This is a genomic window from Nonomuraea sp. LPB2021202275-12-8, assembly GCF_037044575.1.
Lineage (GTDB): Bacteria > Actinomycetota > Actinomycetes > Streptosporangiales > Streptosporangiaceae > Nonomuraea.
This window is the reverse complement of record NZ_JBAHWD010000016.1, coordinates 58,901-75,597: the sequence shown is the minus strand read 5'-3', so window position 1 is coordinate 75,597 and position 16,697 is coordinate 58,901. Positions and strand designations below refer to the sequence as shown.

The 16,697-nt window shown below is 71.0% G+C and carries 13 protein-coding genes; 6 read left to right on the top strand and 7 right to left on the bottom strand.

Annotated elements, in window-relative coordinates; translation table 11 throughout:
- Positions 1-43 precede the first annotated feature (43 nt).
- Positions 44-295, top strand: a complete 252-nt coding sequence (locus tag V5E28_RS27015; RefSeq protein WP_336210411.1) for a CBU_0592 family membrane protein — start codon at positions 44-46, stop codon at positions 293-295.
- A complete protein-coding gene (locus tag V5E28_RS27010; RefSeq protein ID WP_336210410.1) occupies positions 292-939 on the top strand; it encodes a cyclase family protein in 648 nt (215 codons plus the stop codon). Before V5E28_RS27015 ends, V5E28_RS27010 begins: the two co-directional genes overlap by 4 nt.
- Here the strand turns inward: V5E28_RS27010 and V5E28_RS27005 are convergent, their stop codons facing one another.
- Together V5E28_RS27005 and V5E28_RS27000 are read right to left on the bottom strand one after the other, a co-directional pair.
- Positions 940-1,911, bottom strand: coding sequence for a trypsin-like serine peptidase (locus V5E28_RS27005; RefSeq protein WP_336210408.1), 972 nt, complete (start codon positions 1,909-1,911; stop codon positions 940-942).
- 69 nt (positions 1,912-1,980) lie between these two features.
- Positions 1,981-2,157 carry a hypothetical protein gene (locus V5E28_RS27000; RefSeq protein ID WP_336210406.1) on the bottom strand — a complete coding sequence of 59 codons (177 nt, stop codon included), beginning with the start codon at positions 2,155-2,157 and terminating at the stop codon, positions 1,981-1,983.
- A gap of 32 nt (positions 2,158-2,189) precedes the next feature.
- On the opposite strand from V5E28_RS27000, the gene map reads away from it, so the two are divergent.
- Positions 2,190-3,038, top strand: a complete 849-nt coding sequence (map, locus tag V5E28_RS26995) for a type I methionyl aminopeptidase (protein ID WP_336210404.1) — start codon at positions 2,190-2,192, stop codon at positions 3,036-3,038.
- On the opposite strand, the gene V5E28_RS26990 is transcribed toward map, so the two are convergent.
- Positions 3,025-3,414, bottom strand: a complete 390-nt coding sequence (locus V5E28_RS26990; RefSeq protein ID WP_336210402.1) for a sensor histidine kinase — start codon at positions 3,412-3,414, stop codon at positions 3,025-3,027. The two genes, map and V5E28_RS26990, sit on opposite strands and share 14 nt — an antisense overlap.
- 850 nt (positions 3,415-4,264) lie before the next feature.
- Here V5E28_RS26990 and V5E28_RS26985 point away from each other — a divergent pair.
- From V5E28_RS26985 to V5E28_RS26980, 3 genes are all read left to right on the top strand, one after another.
- Positions 4,265-10,195 carry an RHS repeat domain-containing protein gene (locus tag V5E28_RS26985; RefSeq protein WP_336210399.1) on the top strand — a complete coding sequence of 1,977 codons (5,931 nt, stop codon included), beginning with the start codon at positions 4,265-4,267 and terminating at the stop codon, positions 10,193-10,195.
- A complete protein-coding gene (locus tag V5E28_RS49635) occupies positions 10,143-10,490 on the top strand; it encodes a DUF998 domain-containing protein (protein WP_442945873.1) in 348 nt (115 codons plus the stop codon). Before V5E28_RS26985 ends, V5E28_RS49635 begins: the two co-directional genes overlap by 53 nt.
- Positions 10,491-10,576: 86 nt before the next feature.
- Entirely contained in the window at positions 10,577-10,744 is a 168-nt protein-coding gene (locus tag V5E28_RS26980; RefSeq protein ID WP_336210397.1) for a hypothetical protein, read from the top strand.
- Between the two features lie 27 nt (positions 10,745-10,771).
- Here the strand turns inward: V5E28_RS26980 and V5E28_RS26975 are convergent, their stop codons facing one another.
- The 4 genes from V5E28_RS26975 to V5E28_RS26960 all read right to left on the bottom strand — a co-directional run bounded on the left by V5E28_RS26975 (position 10,772) and on the right by V5E28_RS26960 (position 16,655).
- Positions 10,772-12,772, bottom strand: a complete 2,001-nt coding sequence (locus tag V5E28_RS26975; RefSeq protein ID WP_336210395.1) for a cytochrome c oxidase assembly protein — start codon at positions 12,770-12,772, stop codon at positions 10,772-10,774.
- The gene (locus V5E28_RS26970) at positions 12,769-13,365 is read right to left on the bottom strand and encodes a copper resistance CopC family protein (RefSeq protein WP_336210393.1); all 597 of its coding nucleotides are present in this window, start codon (positions 13,363-13,365) and stop codon (positions 12,769-12,771) included. Before V5E28_RS26970 ends, V5E28_RS26975 begins: the two co-directional genes overlap by 4 nt.
- A gap of 44 nt (positions 13,366-13,409) precedes the next feature.
- The gene (locus V5E28_RS26965; protein ID WP_336210391.1) at positions 13,410-14,693 is read right to left on the bottom strand and encodes a helix-turn-helix transcriptional regulator; all 1,284 of its coding nucleotides are present in this window, start codon (positions 14,691-14,693) and stop codon (positions 13,410-13,412) included.
- Between the two features lie 474 nt (positions 14,694-15,167).
- Entirely contained in the window at positions 15,168-16,655 is a 1,488-nt protein-coding gene (locus V5E28_RS26960) for a PucR family transcriptional regulator (protein ID WP_336210389.1), read from the bottom strand.
- Positions 16,656-16,697: the final 42 nt, after the last annotated feature.

Here is a 16,697-nt window from a genome sequence, read left to right as displayed (position 1 = left end):
CTTTAATTGCGCTTCAGACCGATGCATCCGGACAATGGCGGTCATGGATCTCGTCATCGCCGCTCTCGGCTGGATCGGCGCCGCCCTTTTGGTGGCCGGGTACGGCATGGTCTCGACGTCCCGGATGTCCGGTGACGGCCTGGCCTACCAGCTCATCAACCTCGTCGGCTCGGTCAGCCTGATGGTCAACAGCGCCTACAACGACGCCTGGCCGTCGGCGGGCCTGAACCTCGTGTGGGCCGCGATCGGCGTGATGGCCCTGGTCAAACTCCTGCGATTGAAGGTGCTCCAGTGATCGTCGAACTCAGCCACCCCATCGTCGAGGGCATGATCACCTATCCGGGCGTCCCCGCCCCGCTGCTCGGCGTGCATCTCAGCCGCGAGGCCTCGCGCGAGGTGTACGCGCCCGGCACCGAGTTCCACATCGGCATGATCACGCTGGCCGCCAACACCGGCACCTACCTCGACACCCCCCACCACCGCTACGCCGACGGCCCCGACCTCTCGCAGGTGCCGGTGAGCAGGCTCGCCGACCTGCCCGGCCTGGTGGTGCGGGCCGGGCAGGCCGAGCGGGAGGTGCGGATCGGCACCGGCGCCGACGTACGCGGCCGCGCCGTGCTCATCCACACCGGCTGGGACCGTCACTTCGGCACCGAGCGCTACTTCGGCCCGCACCCCTACCTCGCGCCGGAGTCGGCGGCGTGGCTGGCCGAGCAGGGCGCCGCGCTGGTCGGGATCGACTCGCTCAACATCGACGACACCCCTCCGCGCGGCGAACGCCCCGCCCACACCATGCTCCTCAAGGCCGGCATCCCGCTGGTGGAGCATCTGACCGGCCTGGCCGGGCTGCCCGACGAGGGGTTCCGGTTCCACGCCGCCCCGCCGATGATCGTGGGCATGGGCACCTTCCCGGTGCGGGCCTACGCCGTGCTGCCCTGATCAGGCCGCTTCGGCCGCCTGGTACGTCTTCAGCGCCTCAGGGCCGAAGAATGCGCCGTAGCTGGTGGTGGTGTTGCGCAGGGCGTGCGCGGAGACCTGGTAGCCGGTCCCGTTGAACCTGTTGAACCCCTGGAACCACGGCCCGCCGCTGGAGCCGCCGCCCATGTCGCAGAGCATCGCGTGCTTCATGTCGTACTTCGGGGTCACAGAGGCGCCGCTGCAGAACTGCAGGGTCCGGCCGCCGTTGCCGTTGCTCGGGTAGCCGAGCAGCAGGTTGGACGTGCCGGCGGTCGCGTTGAACCTGATCCCCTGCCCGCCCACGGTCTGCAGGATGGTCTTGCCCTTCACCGGGTTGACCACGAGCATGCCGAAGTCAAGCGGGGGGTGGCGGAGCGAGTCCTTGTAGTAGCCCGACCACATGAACATGGTCCGCGCCGCGAACTTGCCGTAGGGCGCGGCGCCGTCCTTGTAGGCCGGCACGAAGACCAGGTTCTTGCTCCACCGGCCCTGCTCGTCCATGAAGGCGTGCGCCACCGTGACGACCACGTCGCCGTCAGCGCTGTTCACCACGTTGCCGGAGGCCACGAAGTCGGTGCCGCCACCGCCCGTGCCGAAGACCTTTCCGGCCGTCTTGGCGATCAGCCCGCCGAGTTTCCACGTCTGCTGTTCGGCGGCCGAGGCGGGATAGGGGGCGACCCAGCGGTTGTTCTGCGTCCGGACGGTGGGGGGCACGTCGACCTGCTCCGCGGCCGCCTTCGGCACGACGCTCTTGGAGGTCACCACAGCCGGCCCGGACGCGGCCAGCGGCCGGGCGGCGCGCATGCGCTCGGGGGTCCAATAGCCGGTGGTGGCGGCGAACGTCCTCGGGGCGTCATGGGAGATCGGCCCTTCGGGCTCAACCGCCGCGAGACCCGCAGGCGCGCCTAACCCGAACACCAGGACGGTGAAACCGGCGATGGCCAAGATACGCATACGAACCTCCGTGACAATTGTGGTCACGGAGGTTTACCACACGAGTGGTCAAATCACCTCATCAAGGTGCTAGTCGTCGTCCTGGTCGGCCTCGTCCCAAGCCTTGTTACGGTCGGCCGCGCGCTGCAAGGCGCCCGCCGCTTCCTGCTCGCTCGGATAGGGGCCCATCCGGTCCTTGTTGGGGCAGCCCTGGTCGGGCTCGACGCGCATGTGCTTGAGGCAGAACCACCACTGGCCATCGCTCACGTGACCGATTCTGCCCCGTAGACTCGTGTTTCATGACGACACTGCTCCAGCCCGGCCGAATTTCGCCCATGCGAAAGGTTCCCGCCCAGATCGAGCGGCCGGAGTACGTCGGCAAGAAGCGCCCCAAGATCGGCGAGTCCGACGTCAAGACCCCCGAGACCATCGGGCGGATGCGGGTGGCGGGCCGGATCGCCGCCCAGGCGCTCGAAGAGGTCGGCCGGCACGTGCGCCCCGGCGTGACGACCGACGAGCTGGACCGGATCGGCCACGAGTTCCTCATCGACCACGGCGCCTACCCGAGCACCCTGGGCTACAAGGGCTATCCCAAATCGCTGTGCACCTCGATCAACGAGGTGATCTGCCACGGCATCCCCGACGACACCGTGCTGCGCGAGGGCGACATCGTCAACGTGGACATCACCGCCTACATCGGCGGCGTCCACGGCGACACCGACGCCACCTTCCTCGTGGGAGAGGTCGACGAGGAGTCGCGGCAGCTGGTGGAGCGCACCCGCGAGGCGATGATGCGGGCCATCAAGGCGGTGGCCCCCGGCCGCCAGCTCAACGTGGTGGGCCGGGTCATCGAGGCGTACGCCAAGAGGTTCGGCTACGGCGTGGTGCGCGACTTCACCGGCCACGGCATCGGCACGAGCTTCCACTCCGGCCTGATGGTGCCGCACTACGACGACCCCACGCTGCTGGTGGAGCTGGTGCCCGGCATGACGTTCACGATCGAGCCCATGCTGACGCTGGGCACGATCGACTACGACATCTGGCCGGACAAGTGGACCGCCGTCACCAAGGACCGCAAGCGCACGGCCCAGTTCGAGCACACGATCGTGGTGACGGAGTCGGGCAGCGAGATCCTCACCCTCGCCTAGGCACCACACCCGTCACGGTGGTGCCCTCGTCTCGCACGCTGTTGACCGACAGGGTGCCGCCGATCTCGGCGAACGCCGCCCGCATGCGAGCCATTCCCCGGCCCGACTTCGCGGTGGCGAACCCCTGTCCGTGATCACTGACCGTCATGCGCAGGCCGCCCTTGCCGACCGTCACGGCGATCGACACCGTGTCGGCGCCGCTGTGCGTCTCGACGTTGGCCAGGGCCTCCTTCATCGCGGCGAGCACTCCCTGCGCGATGCGCGACGGCACATCGGTGGCAGGCAGCGCCCAGACCTCGACGTTGATCCCGGTCCGCTGCGACCAGTCGGCCAGACATGCCTCGAGCGCCTCGGCCAGGCTTTCCCCCCCGCGCATGCGCGTCTCTTCCGTCAACCGAACTCCGCCTTCCTGAGGCCCGAGCAGGCGCCGGTCTCCACGGCCGGCAGCATCATTCGGCGCATACCCCCACCAGATGGACGGCAGGCCACGCCGGCTTTCCCCCTGTTGAAAGGCTACCTGGCGTTCCAGAAGCATGTAGGTCGAAGACAGGATGCCCTGCCCGTACGGCTACGGGCGGGGGCGCCCTCAGGCCACCTCCTTGCGGACCACCCGCACGACGCCGGCCGTCATCGGCGCGACGATCAGAAGAACGCCGACACGGCCAGCCGGGCGGCCTCCCCTCCGGTGAGGGCGCCGGTCGTCAGCGCAGCCGAGGTGGCGCCGAGGTCGAGCCAGCCGGCCAGGGTCTCGCCGAAAGCGCCGAAGCGGCCGATGGCGCTCCACAGGTGCCCGCAGCCATGACGGGCAAGGTAGCCGCGGCGACCGCTTATGTCCCACCAAGCGGCTCCCCGACGCTTACCGGTGGGAAAACCTCAGAGGTCTGCAACACGTCCTTCTGGCATGACTACTGAGCCTCCGCCCCGGCCCCCAAGGAGTTCAGCGGCCAACCGCCCGCGTCCAAGACCGCTCCCCATGCCTGATCGAAGAGGCGTCGGTGTTGGGATCAACGTCTAAGTCGTGAACGCTAGCAGGCTCTTCAACTGCAAGTAAGACTTTGACGGCGAGTAATACGTGCTGACGAATATCAAAATAGGGCGCTAAACAGAGTTATGACGGAATTATGACGGCGGTCGCGATACTGAGGCTTCCTTCGCACCCTCTCCGTCTGCGAGGCATAATGCGTCGTGCCACCCCCCGAAGGATTCCGTTCGACAGCACACGTCTCATGCTCCGGCTGCTGGCCGCCGTGGTCGTCGCGATGGCGGGGCCGGTGCTCGTCGCCCAGCCCGCCGCCGCGGTGCCCGGGGATCCCCTCGACTGGAGGACCGCGCTGGAAAGGAGCGGGCGCCCGCCGGAGTCCCCGCCGGTCGCTCCGGTCAGGTCCGCCCCGGTCAAGCGGAGCGATCCCGCCCCCGCCGCCACCGCCACCCGCCTGCCCGAACCGGAGGTCACCGAGGTGACCCTGGGAGCGCGCGGCCTGGCCCGGCAGGCGGGGCCCGTCCAGCTCGCCGCCGCCGACGAGAGCGCGGCCGGGCGGACCGTGCGCGTCGAGGTCCTGGGCGGTGACGTGGCCGCCCGCGCCGGAGTGTCCGGCTTCGCCTTCAAGCTGACCGGGCAGGGCAAGGTGCGGGTCTCGGTCGACTACTCGGGGTTCGCCGAGCGGTTCGGCGCCGGGTACGCCGACAGGGCGCGGCTGGTCGCGCTACCCGCCTGCGCGGCAGCGGCAGCGCGGCCGGCCGCCGCGCGGGACTGCCCGGCGGGCGGCACCGCGGTGACGCACCGCAACGAGCGCGGCGCCTCCCGGCTGGTGGCCGACGTGCCGGCCGACCAGCTGCTGGCCGTGACGGCCGGCCCGGAGGGCGAGGAGGGGTCGTTCAAGGCCACCCCGCTGGAGCTGTCAGGCGACTGGCAGGTCAGCACCGGCTCGGGCGACTTCTCCTACAGCTACGACGTGCCGCTGGCGAAGGCGCCCGCAGGCCCCACCCCGTCGGTGAGCCTGAGCTACTCCTCCGGCTCGGTGGACGGCATGGTGTCGGGACGTAACACCCAGAGCGGGCCGGTGGGCCTGGGCTGGAACGACTTCGCCGACGCGTTCGTCGAACGCCGCTACAACTCCTGCCGCTCCGACGGGCAGAGCTACGCCGACCTGTGCTGGAAGTCCGACAACGCCACCCTGTCACTGAACGGCCGCGCCGGTGAGCTCGTGCCCGTCCCGGGCACCGCCCCCAAGCAGTGGCGGCTCAAGGACGACCCCCGGTGGAAGATCGAGCTGCTGACCGGCGCGCCCAACGGCGACAACGACGGCGAGCACTGGAAGGTCACCACCACCGACGGCACCCAGTTCTTCTTCGGCCGCGGCGTCAACCCCGACGTGGACCACCCGACCCACTCGGCCTGGACGGTCCCGGTCTTCGGCGACGATCCGGGCGAGCCCTGCGCCGCCCAGACCCCGCTGCCCGCCTGCCCGCAAGCCTGGCGCTGGAACCTGGACCTGGTCATCGACCCCCACGACAACGTCCAGCAGTACGAGTACACCAAGGAGATCAACCACTACGCGTCCCTGAACGGCTGGCCCGGCTTCGAGCACGTCGAGTACGTCCGCGGCGGCGTCCTCAAGGTCATCAAGTACGGCAAGCGCCGCGTGGAGACCGCCCCCGCCGCGACCGTCGAGTTCGACGTCGACCACCGCTGCGCGAGCCTGACGGAGTGCGCGGAGCCCACCGCCGAGACGGCCGGCTCCTTCCCCGACACCCCCGTGGACCTGATGTGCTTCACGGCCGTCTGCTCGCAGCACTCGCCCACGTTCTTCACCTCGCTGCGGTACACCGCCGTGCGGACGTTCGTCGAGGACAAGGAGCTGGTGGCGGTCGACAAGATCGCGCTGTCGCACGCGTTCCCCGACCCCGACGCGAACAGGACCGGCGACCAGAAGCTGTACCTGACCGGAATCCAGCGCACGGGCAAGACCGCGAGCACCCCGATCACGCTCCCCGCCGTCACCTTCTGGCCGGTGCTGCTCAACAACAGGATCGACACCGGCGGCGGCCTGTCGGCGATGCCGCACTACCGGGTGGGCGTCGTGACCAACGAGTACGGCGGCCAGGTGATCGCCACCTACGGCCAGCCGCATCCCTGCGCGAGTCCGCTGCCCGCTCCCCCCAACTGGCACCTCAACACCCGAAACTGCTTCCCGCACTGGCACTCCCCCGAGGGCGGCACACCGGGCTTCGCCGTCTTCCACAAGTACGTGGTGACCCAGGTCGAGCAGCGCGACACGCTCGGCGGCAGCCCACCCATGATCACCGGCTACCGCTACGGCGACCAGGTTCAGGCCGGGCTGCCCAACGGCGCCTGGCACCACGACCGCGACGAGTTCGCCGACAACGCCAACCAGTCCTGGTCGGAGTGGCGCGGATATGCCGACGCCCTGGTCACCCAGGGTGCCAGCCGCACGCGGTACCGGTTGTTCCGCGGCATGAACGCCGACCGGCTGGTAGGGGACCCGTTCCCCGGCCCCGGGTCGCGCGTGGTCAGGGTCTCCAGCCTGGACGGCACCGTGGTCGACGTCGGCGACGAGAACCGGCTGGCCGGGATGGTCCTGGAGCAGCAGTCGCTGCGCGGCGACGGAACCGTCGAGACCGGGGTGGTCAACGGCTATCACACGCACCGCACCGTGGACGCGCCCGGCCCCGACTCGCTGGACGACGCCTGGTTCACCGCGCCGAACGACAAGGTCGAACGCCGCCGCAACCCGGCCGGCGGCGACTACGTGCGGCGCCGTACCCAGACCGTGTACAACGCGCTGCTCGGCACGCCCGACCGGCTCATCGAGCACGGCTGGACCCACGTCGCGGGCGACGAGCGGTGCACGGTGACGGCCCCCGTGGTCAACACCGACCGATGGCTGCTCGACCTGCCCTCCTCCATCACCCGCTACGGCACGGCAGCCTGCGACGGGCCCGAGGTCACGCGGGAGGAGTACGCCTACGACGGCGCCGCGGTCGGCGCCGCGCCCACCAAGGGCGACGCCACCACCTCACGGGTCAAGCTCACCGCCGCCCCCACCTGGGCCACGACCACCACCGCCTATGACGCGCTGGGCCGTCCGCTGAAGAAGACCGACGCCAACGGGCACGTCACCACGACCGTGCACACCCCCGACGTCCGCTATCCGGGCAGCACCAAGGTCACCAACCATCTCGGGCACACGAACACCACCACCTGGTTCCGGCCGCGCCAGTCGCCGGCCGTGGAGACCGACGCCCGGGGCAAGCAGACCAAGCTGGTCTACGACGCGCTCGGCCGTACGACGAAGGTCTACCGGGCCACGACGGCGGCCTCCTACGAGTTCGGCTACGCCATCGACCCGGACAAGACCGAGCCGCCCGTGGTCCGGACCCGCAAGCTCCTGGACACCACCCGGTACGTGGACGCCTGGGTGGTCCACGACACCTGGCTGCGCGCCCGCCAGACCCACAAGCTGTCGCCGGCGGCGGGCAAGGTCATCGTCTCCGACACCCGCTACGACGCCCGCGGCCAGACCGCCGCCGCGACGCTGCCGCAGGCGCTGACCGGCGCGGCGGGCGAGGGCCTGCTGCCCACCCCCGCCGGAGGCTGGGCGAACGAGACCAGCACCGCCTACGACGAGCTAAGCCGGCCCTTCTGGCAGATCACCTGGTCGGGCGGCGTGTACCGGCGCGCGGTCGCCACCGCCTACACCCACGACACGACCACGCAGACCCCCGACCCCGCCCCCGGCGGCGTGGTCCGCACCGTCACCGACGCCTACGACCGCACCATCAGAGTGGAGGAGCTCCGGGCGAGCACGTGGTCCGCCACGGCGTACGGCTACGACAAGGCCGACCGGCTCCTCAGCGTCAGGGATCCCGCGGGCAACACCATCACCAACACCTACGACGTGGGCGGCAGGAAGGTCGCGCTGTCCGACCCGGACCTGGGCGGGTGGACGTACGCCTACGACGCCGCGGGCAACCAGACCCGGGTCACCGGCGCCGACGGCGTCCAGGTCCACACGCTGTACGACGCGCTCAACCGCAGGACCGAACGGCGCGCGAACTCGGCCACGGGCACCCTGCTGGCGAGCTGGGCCTACGACGCGCCGAATGAGCGGGGCCTGCTGGACAAGTCAACCCGCTTCGACGCCACCGGCACCTACGTCGTGGACGTCACCGGCTACGACGACCGCGCCCGCCCCACCGGCAAGCGGTGGATCGTGCCGGGCGCCGACCACACCATCGGCTACGGCTACGACGCGGCCGACCACCTGACCCGGGTCACCTACCCGGCCGTCGGCGGCCTGCCCGCCGAGACCGTGACCACCGCCTACGACGCCGCCGGTCTGCCCGCGACGATGACCGGCGCCGCCGAGTACGTCTGGAGCGCCCTCTACGACGACCGCGCCCGCCCGGTGTGGCGCATGTCGGGCTCGCGCGGGACGCCCTTCAGCCGGGTCCTGGAGTACGACGCCGACCAGCGGGTCTCCGCGCTCAAGGCAGGCGGCGGATCCACCGTGCTCCAGCATCTCCAGTTCGGCTACGACGTCACGTTCGGCAACGTCGAGGACCGCGCCACCACCTTGAACGGCCAGACGTGGCGCGAGTGCTTCGACCACGACGACCTGCAACGCCTGACGCGCGCCTTCACCACCACGGGAGCCTGCGCCGGCGGCACGCCGGGCACCGGCCCCCAGCCCTACGACCACGCCTACAGCTACAGCGTGGACGGCAACCTGACCCGGCGCGTCGAGAGCGGCAGCGCCGTCGACTACACCTATCCCAGTCCCGGCAGCCCCCGGCCGCACGCGCCCACCGCCGTCGGCGCGGCCACCTACGCCTGGAACGCCAACGGCGACCAGGCCAGCCGTACCGTGGACGGCCGGACCGACAAGTTCACCTGGAGCCCCGAACGTCATCTCGCCGCCGTCGGCGGCACCACCTTCGTCTACGACGCCGACGGCAACCGCCTGATCCGCAAGACCGCCACCGGCACCACGCTCTACATCGACGGCCATGAGATCACCGGGGCCACGGCCGTGCGCACCTACGGCTTCGACGGCACCCCCGTCGCCGTCCGCACCAGCGCCGGGGTGGAGTACCTGGCCACCGACAACCAGGGCTCGGTGCAGCTCACCGTCCCCACGGGCGCCACCGTCCCCGCCCGCACCCGCTCCTACCAGCCGTACGGCAAACCCCGCACGAGCGAGACCACCAGCACCGACCGGGGCTGGATCGGCCAGATCGAGGACCGGCAGACGGGCCTGAACTACCTCAACGCCCGCTACTACGACCCCGCGATCGGCCGGTTCCTCTCCCCCGACCCCACGTTCGACACCGCCAGACCGCAGACCGTCAACCCCTACGCCTACGGTCTCAACAACCCGGCCTCGTTCTCCGACCCCAGCGGGCTCATCCCGCTCGAATGCCGCAACGGCGAGCTCGCCTGCCATCACAACGGCAAGGGCTGGACGGTCACGACGCCCGCCCCGCAGGACCCGTGCGCGCCGGGCGGATCCCACTACAGGCAGGTGCCGTGCAGGAACGCCGTCGCGGGGGGCGGGGCCGAGATCACCTCCGGGCCTTCGCTGTCGCAGGAGGAGATCGAGGATCTCACCGCCCAGGCCGACGCGATCAGGAGCGACCCCGACGAGCTCGCCAACATCGGCGTGGCCGGCGCCTGCGGCGAAGGCCACGCGTCGTGGGGGGTCACCATCGGCGACGGCATGTGCCTGGTGTGGGACGGCGAGAAGTACGCCGTGCTCAACATGCTGGAGGTGGGGGCCGGCACCCCGTACGCGGGAGCCGGCGCCGGCGCCATCACCACCAACGCGGACTCCTCCGACGAACTGCTGGGCAACGCCTGGTGCTTCGGCGGCGGCGTGGGAGCCGGCGGCAGCGCCAGCGCCGAGGTCTGCTTCAGCTACACCTCGGACTGGGAACGGCCCACGGGCGTCTGGACCCTCGCCGGCAGCGTCGGCGTCGGCGTCGGCGCCGACGTGCACGTCACGGCGGTGCAGACCCACGAACTGTTCGCGCTCAGTGAGAGCACGATCACCGACGTCACCGACGCGGCCACCGAACCGGTGGATGACTGGTGGCAGCGGTCATGGGGAAGCCTCGTCTGCTTCGGCAGGTGCTGACAGCCCCCGCCTGTACGAAGAGCCCCGCCGGCGCCACCGGCGGGGCTCTCCGCTTTCGACCTCCTCCCGCATTGACAAAAGCGATTTTTATCTTCAAGCCTTCTTTTGCAATGCAGGAGGCTCCCCGTTCGGGAGCCGCGACGGGTTCGACCCGCGACGCCACGCCCTCAGCCAGCTCGCGCTCGGCGAACACGGCTGGATCCAGACCGCCGCCTTCGCACTGGCCGGACTGCTGGTGCTGGCCTCCGCTCTCGGACTGCGCCGGCTGCTGCGCGACGGCCCCGGACGCACGTGAGGGCCGCTCCTGATCAGCCTGTACGGGATCGGCCTCATCTGGGCCGCCGTCTTCGCCACCGACCCGCCGCCGGATTCCCGCCCGGCGTGCCCACCCCGGCGCAGCCGACGCTGCACGGCACGCTGCACAACCTGTCACCGACGATCATCGGCCTGGCTCTGATCGCCGCGTGCTTCGTCTTCGCCAGACGCTTTCTGCGATCCGCGGGGCTGCGCCCGGCGGGCCGGTGCTGGACCCGCGGCCACCCGGCGTAGACCCGGGTCGCTAGCCCTCCGCCGGCGTCAGTCCTTGCTGTCGGCCCTGTTGCCGGCCCTGTTGTCGGCGCGGTTGAGCCGGGCGAGGTAGTCGTTGTAGGAGTTGAGCTCGGGGTCTCCGCCCGGGGCGCGGTCGGCGTTGCGGTCGGTGCGCCGGGCGGTCCGTTCCTCGCTCTGATACCACTGCGCGGCGATCGCCAGCAGCACGATCAGGGTCGGGATCTCGCCGAAGCCCCACGCGATCGCGCCGCCGTTCTGCTGCTCCTGCAGCAGCGGCCCGCCCCAGGAGCGGTCGAGCTGCTCGTACCAGCCGGAGGCGATGACGGTGCCCGTCATCATCAGCGCGATGCCGAAGAAGGCGTGGAACGGCATGGTGACGAAGAGCAGCAGCAGCCTGCCCACGTACGGCAGGCGGTAGGGGCCGGGGTCGATGCCGATGACCACCCAGAAGAACAGGCTGCCGCTGACCAGGAAGTGGAGGGTCATGAAGATGTGCCCGAGATGCTCCTGCATGGCGGACTCGAACAGCGGCGTGAAGTAGAGGGCGTAGGTGGAGGCGATGAAGATCGCGGTGGCGATGCCCGGATGTCCGACGACGCGTACGAACCTGCTGTGCAGGATCGCCGTCAGCCATTCGCGCGGTCCTCTGTCGCCGCGCTTGGCGGCCGGCTTGAGCGCGCGCAGCGCGAGCGTGACGGGCCCGCCGAGAACCAGGAAGATCGGCACGATCATGGCCAGCGTCATGTGCTCGATCATGTGCACGTCGAACATGACCTTGGCGTAACGCGCCAGACCGCTCTGCGTGGCGATGACCAGGATCGCCACGCCGATGAACCAGGACACGGTGCGGCCCCACGGCCACGTGTCGCCGCGCCGGAACAGCCTGGCGACGCCGACGCCGTACAGGCCGGCCAGCGCGGCGGCCACGATGGCGAAGAACAGGTCGAACCACCACAGCGAGGCGATGTTCGCCACCGAGATCGGCGGCGGGACCGGATAGCCCAGCAGGTCGAAGGCGCGGCCGGGCGGCAGGCTGACCGGCGGCGGGGGCGTGCGCGCCAGCGCCACGGCCAGTCCGACGGTGGCGAGCATGAGCAGCAGCTCGCCCCCGGCCAGCCGGGCGAACGCGCGCGGCCGGCCCCCGTCGAGGTCGACGAGCGTGCGCTGGCGGTGCCACCAGCCCACGTAGCCGAGCAGCACGAAGGCGACGATCTTGGCCACGATCAGCACGCCGTAGCTGGACGTCCACAGGTCGGACACGGAGGTCAGCCGGGCGACCACGCTCGCCAGCCCCGACACGCCGACCCCGGCGTAGCACCACAGAGCCATCCTGGAGAACCGGTTGGCGGCCAGGTCGAGCTGCGGCTTCTTGAGCGCGGCGTGCAGCGCCAGCACCGCCAGCCCGCCGACCCACAGAGCCAGCGTGAGCAGGTGCAGCGCGAGGCCGGTGGTGGCCAGCCCGTGGTTGGGCGAGGAGGCTGAGTGCCCGGTGAGCGCGGGCGGCAGCAGCGTGACGAGCGCGAAGACCAGCAGCGCGCCCGCGGCTCCCGCGGTGATGGCGCCGCGGGAGAACAGCGCGATCGACAGGGCGAACAGCAGCACCAGGGTGAGCGCGATGCCGGGGCTCTCCTGGGTGGCGTAGCCGACCAGGAAGTCCCGGTTGAGGATCTCCGGCACCGGCCTGGCCCACACGTCGGAGACGCTGAACACCATCGTCAGGAAGGCGGCCCCGGCCCAGGTCAGCGCCGCCCACGAGGCGGCCCGGACGTAGCCGAGCGCGCTCTTGCCGAGCAGGCCCTTGTCGTTCGGCAGCAGGGTGGCGGCGGCCAGCAGCAGGCCGACCGTGCACACTCCGGCCACGTCCATGGACAGCTTGGACAGCGGCAACCCCCAGCGGGTGACCGCGCCCGAGGAGGGCACCCCGAGGATGATCCGTGGAAACGCCGCGCCTCCGGCGATCATGGCGATCACCAGGCCGGCGATCGCCGCCCCTGCCGCCGCCAGCGCGAGACGCGCGGCCCTGCTCACGGCTTCTTCTTACGGGCGCTGAAGAGGAATCCGATGCCGATGCCGACGAGCGCGCCCACGACGACGAGCAGCCAGACGGGGAACGCCGTCGCAGGCTGGTCCGACTCGGCCGCCACCTCCTGCGCGGGGCTCTGCGCGGGACTCTGTGCCGGGGAGGCCTGCGCGGCGGGCCCGCTCGTCGCGGGAGCGGCCGTCGCGCTCGACTCGGGGCTCGCCGTGGGGGAGGGTGTGGCGCCCTCGACGGTGAACGGGATCTCGCCCTCGATCGGGTGGCCGTCGGAGGAGACGACGCGATAGGCGATCGTGTAGCGGCCGTCGGGCAGCTCGCCCTTCAGCTTCTGCGTGACCACCGCGCCGTCCTGCTCCGGCTTGCCGGCCTGATGCTGAGTGTCATCGCCGCCGCGCACGATGACGAACGGCATGCGCACCTTGTTGGTGAACTCGAGCGTCACCTCGTCGATGACCTCGACCTTGGCGTCCTTGGCCGGGTCACTGCTCTTGAGCGCGTCGTGCGCCAGGGCGGGAGCGGCGGTGACGAGCACGAACAGGGCGGCGATGATCGCGGTGAGGGCCGCGAGCGGGGAATTCTTCATGGCATCCCCCAGGCTACCGACCTCATCGCCCGGTCCTGACTCCGCTACAGCCCCGCGCAGGCCAGGGCCCGCTGGTAGACCTCGACGCTCCCCTCGGTGTCACCGAGGAACTCCATCGTCTCCGCCGCGGCGTACCAGGTGCTGGCCACGTGGCGGGAGTCGGGCAGCGGGTCGAGCCACTCCTTGACAGCGTGCAGCTCGCCCTCGGCCTGGGCCCGGTCGCCCCGCGCGCCGTGAGCGCGGCTGAGGAGCAGGTGCGCCTCGGCCTCCAGGGCCCGGGCGCTGCCGGTCAGCAGCGACTGTCCGGCGTGCCCGTGGGCGATCGCACCCTCGTGGCGTCCGGCGATGATCTCCGCGCGAGCCAGCTCCACCTCGCAGTTGGCGCGGTCGTGCGTGCTGGCAGAGGTCTGGGCCAGCTCCTCCCGCGCCCGCAGCAGCATCTGGCGGGCATCCTCCACGGCGCTCGGCCGGATCCGCAGCATCATGCCCGCGACCGCCATGCGGATGCGGGCGATGTTGCGCGGCTGGCCGGTCTCGGACTGGATCGCCAGGGCTCGCTCGGCGAAACTCAGCGACTCCTCGCCGTGACCGGTGCTCTCCGCGACCATGGCGGCGTTCCAGTAGGCCGCGACCGCGGCTCTCGGCGTGCCGAGCATGTCGGCGGCGTTGAGCAGCTCCGCGGCGAACTGGCGGGCCCGCAGCAGGTCGCCGCTGTGCATGTAGGCCGCCAGCAGGGTCGCGCCTAGCTCGACCAGCACGTCCGACCAGGCGGGGCGGACCGGGCCGCCGAGGATGGCCTCGCCGACCTTGACGGCCTCGCTCAGCTGGTCGCTCAGCCGGTAGACGCGGCACAGGGCGATGGCGACCGCCACGCGGCGCTCCGGGCTGAGCTCCTCGGACTGCAGCCGCCTGAGGATGGCGATCGCCTCGCCGAGGTCACCGCAGGCCTCGACGGCGAGGGCCAGGCCGAATTCGGTGTCTTGACGCAAGACCGTCAGACCTGTCAGGTTATTGTCCGCCAGGAGCTCGGTGAATCGAGTGCGAGCCTCGAGGACTTCACCGTTCTCGAGGGCCAGCCTCGCGTAGCCGAGGGCGAGTTCGATATCTTCCATCTGCTCGGCGGTTACGCCATTGAGGAGATAGGAGAGCGAGCAGTCCAGCTTCTGAGCGAGAAGCTCCAGCACCGCAGGGGTGGGGGTACGCTTGCCGCTCTCGATCAAGGAAACGTAGCTGTCCGACAACTCTGGGTGCGCGAGCTGCGCCTGCGACAGGCCCCGTTGCCGCCTCACGGTTTTGATACGCAGTCCGACCAGGTCAGATGTGGTCACAGCCGCTGCTCCCTGAGATAATCACGTCCAAGTAACACACATAGGCCGAGGGAGAACCCCCCATGCGCACACGCATTGCCCTGTCCGTACTTGCTGCTCTGTTTACGGCTGTTGTGGCCGTTGGCAGCAATGCTACGACCGCGGTGGCCGAATCGTCTCCCCTGATGATGCAATTGGAGGTTACCCCCTGCTGCTAGCCCCCAGGGCACAGCACAGCCGGGCACGACGTACACGGTCCGGGAGGCGCCACCCACCGCACTGGGCGGCATCTCCCGGACTCGTTTTTTCTCGGGGTCGCGTCCGCGGACGCCTCCCCATCACACACATAGGCGGCTCACGCTAGGCGATCCGTCCTTCGCGACGCAGCCCGGGTCGAGCTCGGCTCGCCCCGGCAGCAGGCCGTTCTGGCGATCCTCGCCTCCCACGCGGGCCGCTCGGCATCCCCGCCGTGCACTCGGTCTGATCAGCAGGTGATCAGACGGCCTTGAGCGCCAGGAAGAAGTCGACCCGGTCCGCCATCGTGGACAGATCCCTGCCGGTGAGCTCCTCCACCCGCCTGATCCGGTAGCGGACCGTGTTGACGTGCACGTGCATCAGCTCGGCGCAGGAGTTCCAGGAGCCGGCGCAGTCGAGGAACGTGCCGAGGGTGCGCACCAGCTCCGACTGGTGCTTGGCGTCGTAGTCGAGCAGCGGCGCGAGCAGGCGGCCGGCGAACGAGGCGCGCACGTCGGCGGGCACGGTGGCCAGCAGCAGCGCGTGGGTGTAGATCTCGTCGCTGGTCACCACCCCGCCCGAGCGGGCCTGCGCGAGCCGCCTGGCGTGCCCGGCCTCCTCGATGCCGCCCTTGAGCGCGGCCGCGCCGGTCAGCGCGCCGCTCAGCCCGGCGCACACGCGGGTGTCCGGCAGCGCTGAGAGCACCTCGGCGCCCGACCGGAGCCGGACCGCCACGTCGGCGGCGGTACGGTCGCGCAGCGGCACGACGGCCACCGCCGCGTCCGGCCCCGCCGCCGCGACGACCTCGCGGCCCAGCAGCTCCTCCACCACCTGCCCGCCCAGGCGCGCGGGATCGGGCCCGCGGGTGGCGCCCGGCCTGGCGACGGTCGCGTTGACGATCACGTACGGCTCTGCCACGTCGATGCCGCAGGTGCGCAGCCCGGCGTTCAGCTCGGCCTCGCCGGAGCCCGCGACGGCGGCCGCCACGAGCTGCTCGGCCAGCCGTCGCTCGACCCGCCGCCCCTCCTCCATCCGGCCGCGTTCGAGCGCCACGCAGGCCGCCAGCTCGTAGCCGAGATCGGGCCGGTCGAGCAGGTCGCCGTCGCAGGCCAGCACCCAGCCCGCCGCCCGGTGGCCGCGGCCGACGCCGACGCCGAACAGGGTGTGCCCGGCGGCCAGGCAGGGCAGCCGGGGCGCCGTCAGGTAGGCACGCGCCAGCCGTACCGGATCTGCCGGCGAGCCGACGATCACCTCGCCGGCGGCGGAGATCACCGCGCCCGTGACGCCGAGCTCCGCGGCGGTCAGCGTGAACAGCTCGGGCAGGTCGGCGCCCTCGGCGACGGCGGCCACGAGCCTGCGGTGGCGGCCGAGCGCGTCGCGCACGTCGCCGGACAGGCGGGGGGCGGCGAGCTCGGCGAGGGTGCGGAAGGAGACCTCTGTCGGCACTTCGAGGAGGGGAAGCCCGGCCTGCTCGCAGGCCGCCACGAGGTCGGCGGGGATGTGGCCGAGCCGGGCCTGGCCGGCGCCGAGCGCGGCCACGCCGGCCGCCACCAGCGCGGCGACGAAGCGGGCGGAGTCGGCGGGCGTGTGCCGCCACATGAGCCCGGTCAGCACGAACTCGCCGCCCGACAGGTAGCGGCCCGGGTCCGGCAGGTCCGTGATGTGCACGGTGCCGAACTCGCGGCCGGGGTCACCGGCGAGGAGCCTGAGATGCAGCTCCTCGATGTCCAGCATGTCACTTATGCGCACTTGGAGGAATATACAAGTCAGCCGGTCAACCGCTTACGCCGA

Coding starts and splice junctions, on each gene's coding strand:
- V5E28_RS27015 (WP_336210411.1), top strand. CDS start 44: ATGGATCTCGTCATCGCCGCTCTCGGCTGGATCGGCGCCGCCCTTTTG.
- V5E28_RS27005 (WP_336210408.1), bottom strand. CDS start 1,911: ATGCGTATCTTGGCCATCGCCGGTTTCACCGTCCTGGTGTTCGGGTTA.
- map (WP_336210404.1), top strand. CDS start 2,190: ATGACGACACTGCTCCAGCCCGGCCGAATTTCGCCCATGCGAAAGGTT.
- V5E28_RS26990 (WP_336210402.1), bottom strand. CDS start 3,414: ATGCGCGGGGGGGAAAGCCTGGCCGAGGCGCTCGAGGCATGTCTGGCC.
- V5E28_RS26985 (WP_336210399.1), top strand. CDS start 4,265: ATGCTCCGGCTGCTGGCCGCCGTGGTCGTCGCGATGGCGGGGCCGGTG.
- V5E28_RS49635 (WP_442945873.1), top strand. CDS start 10,143: ATGACTGGTGGCAGCGGTCATGGGGAAGCCTCGTCTGCTTCGGCAGGT.
- V5E28_RS26970 (WP_336210393.1), bottom strand. CDS start 13,365: ATGAAGAATTCCCCGCTCGCGGCCCTCACCGCGATCATCGCCGCCCTG.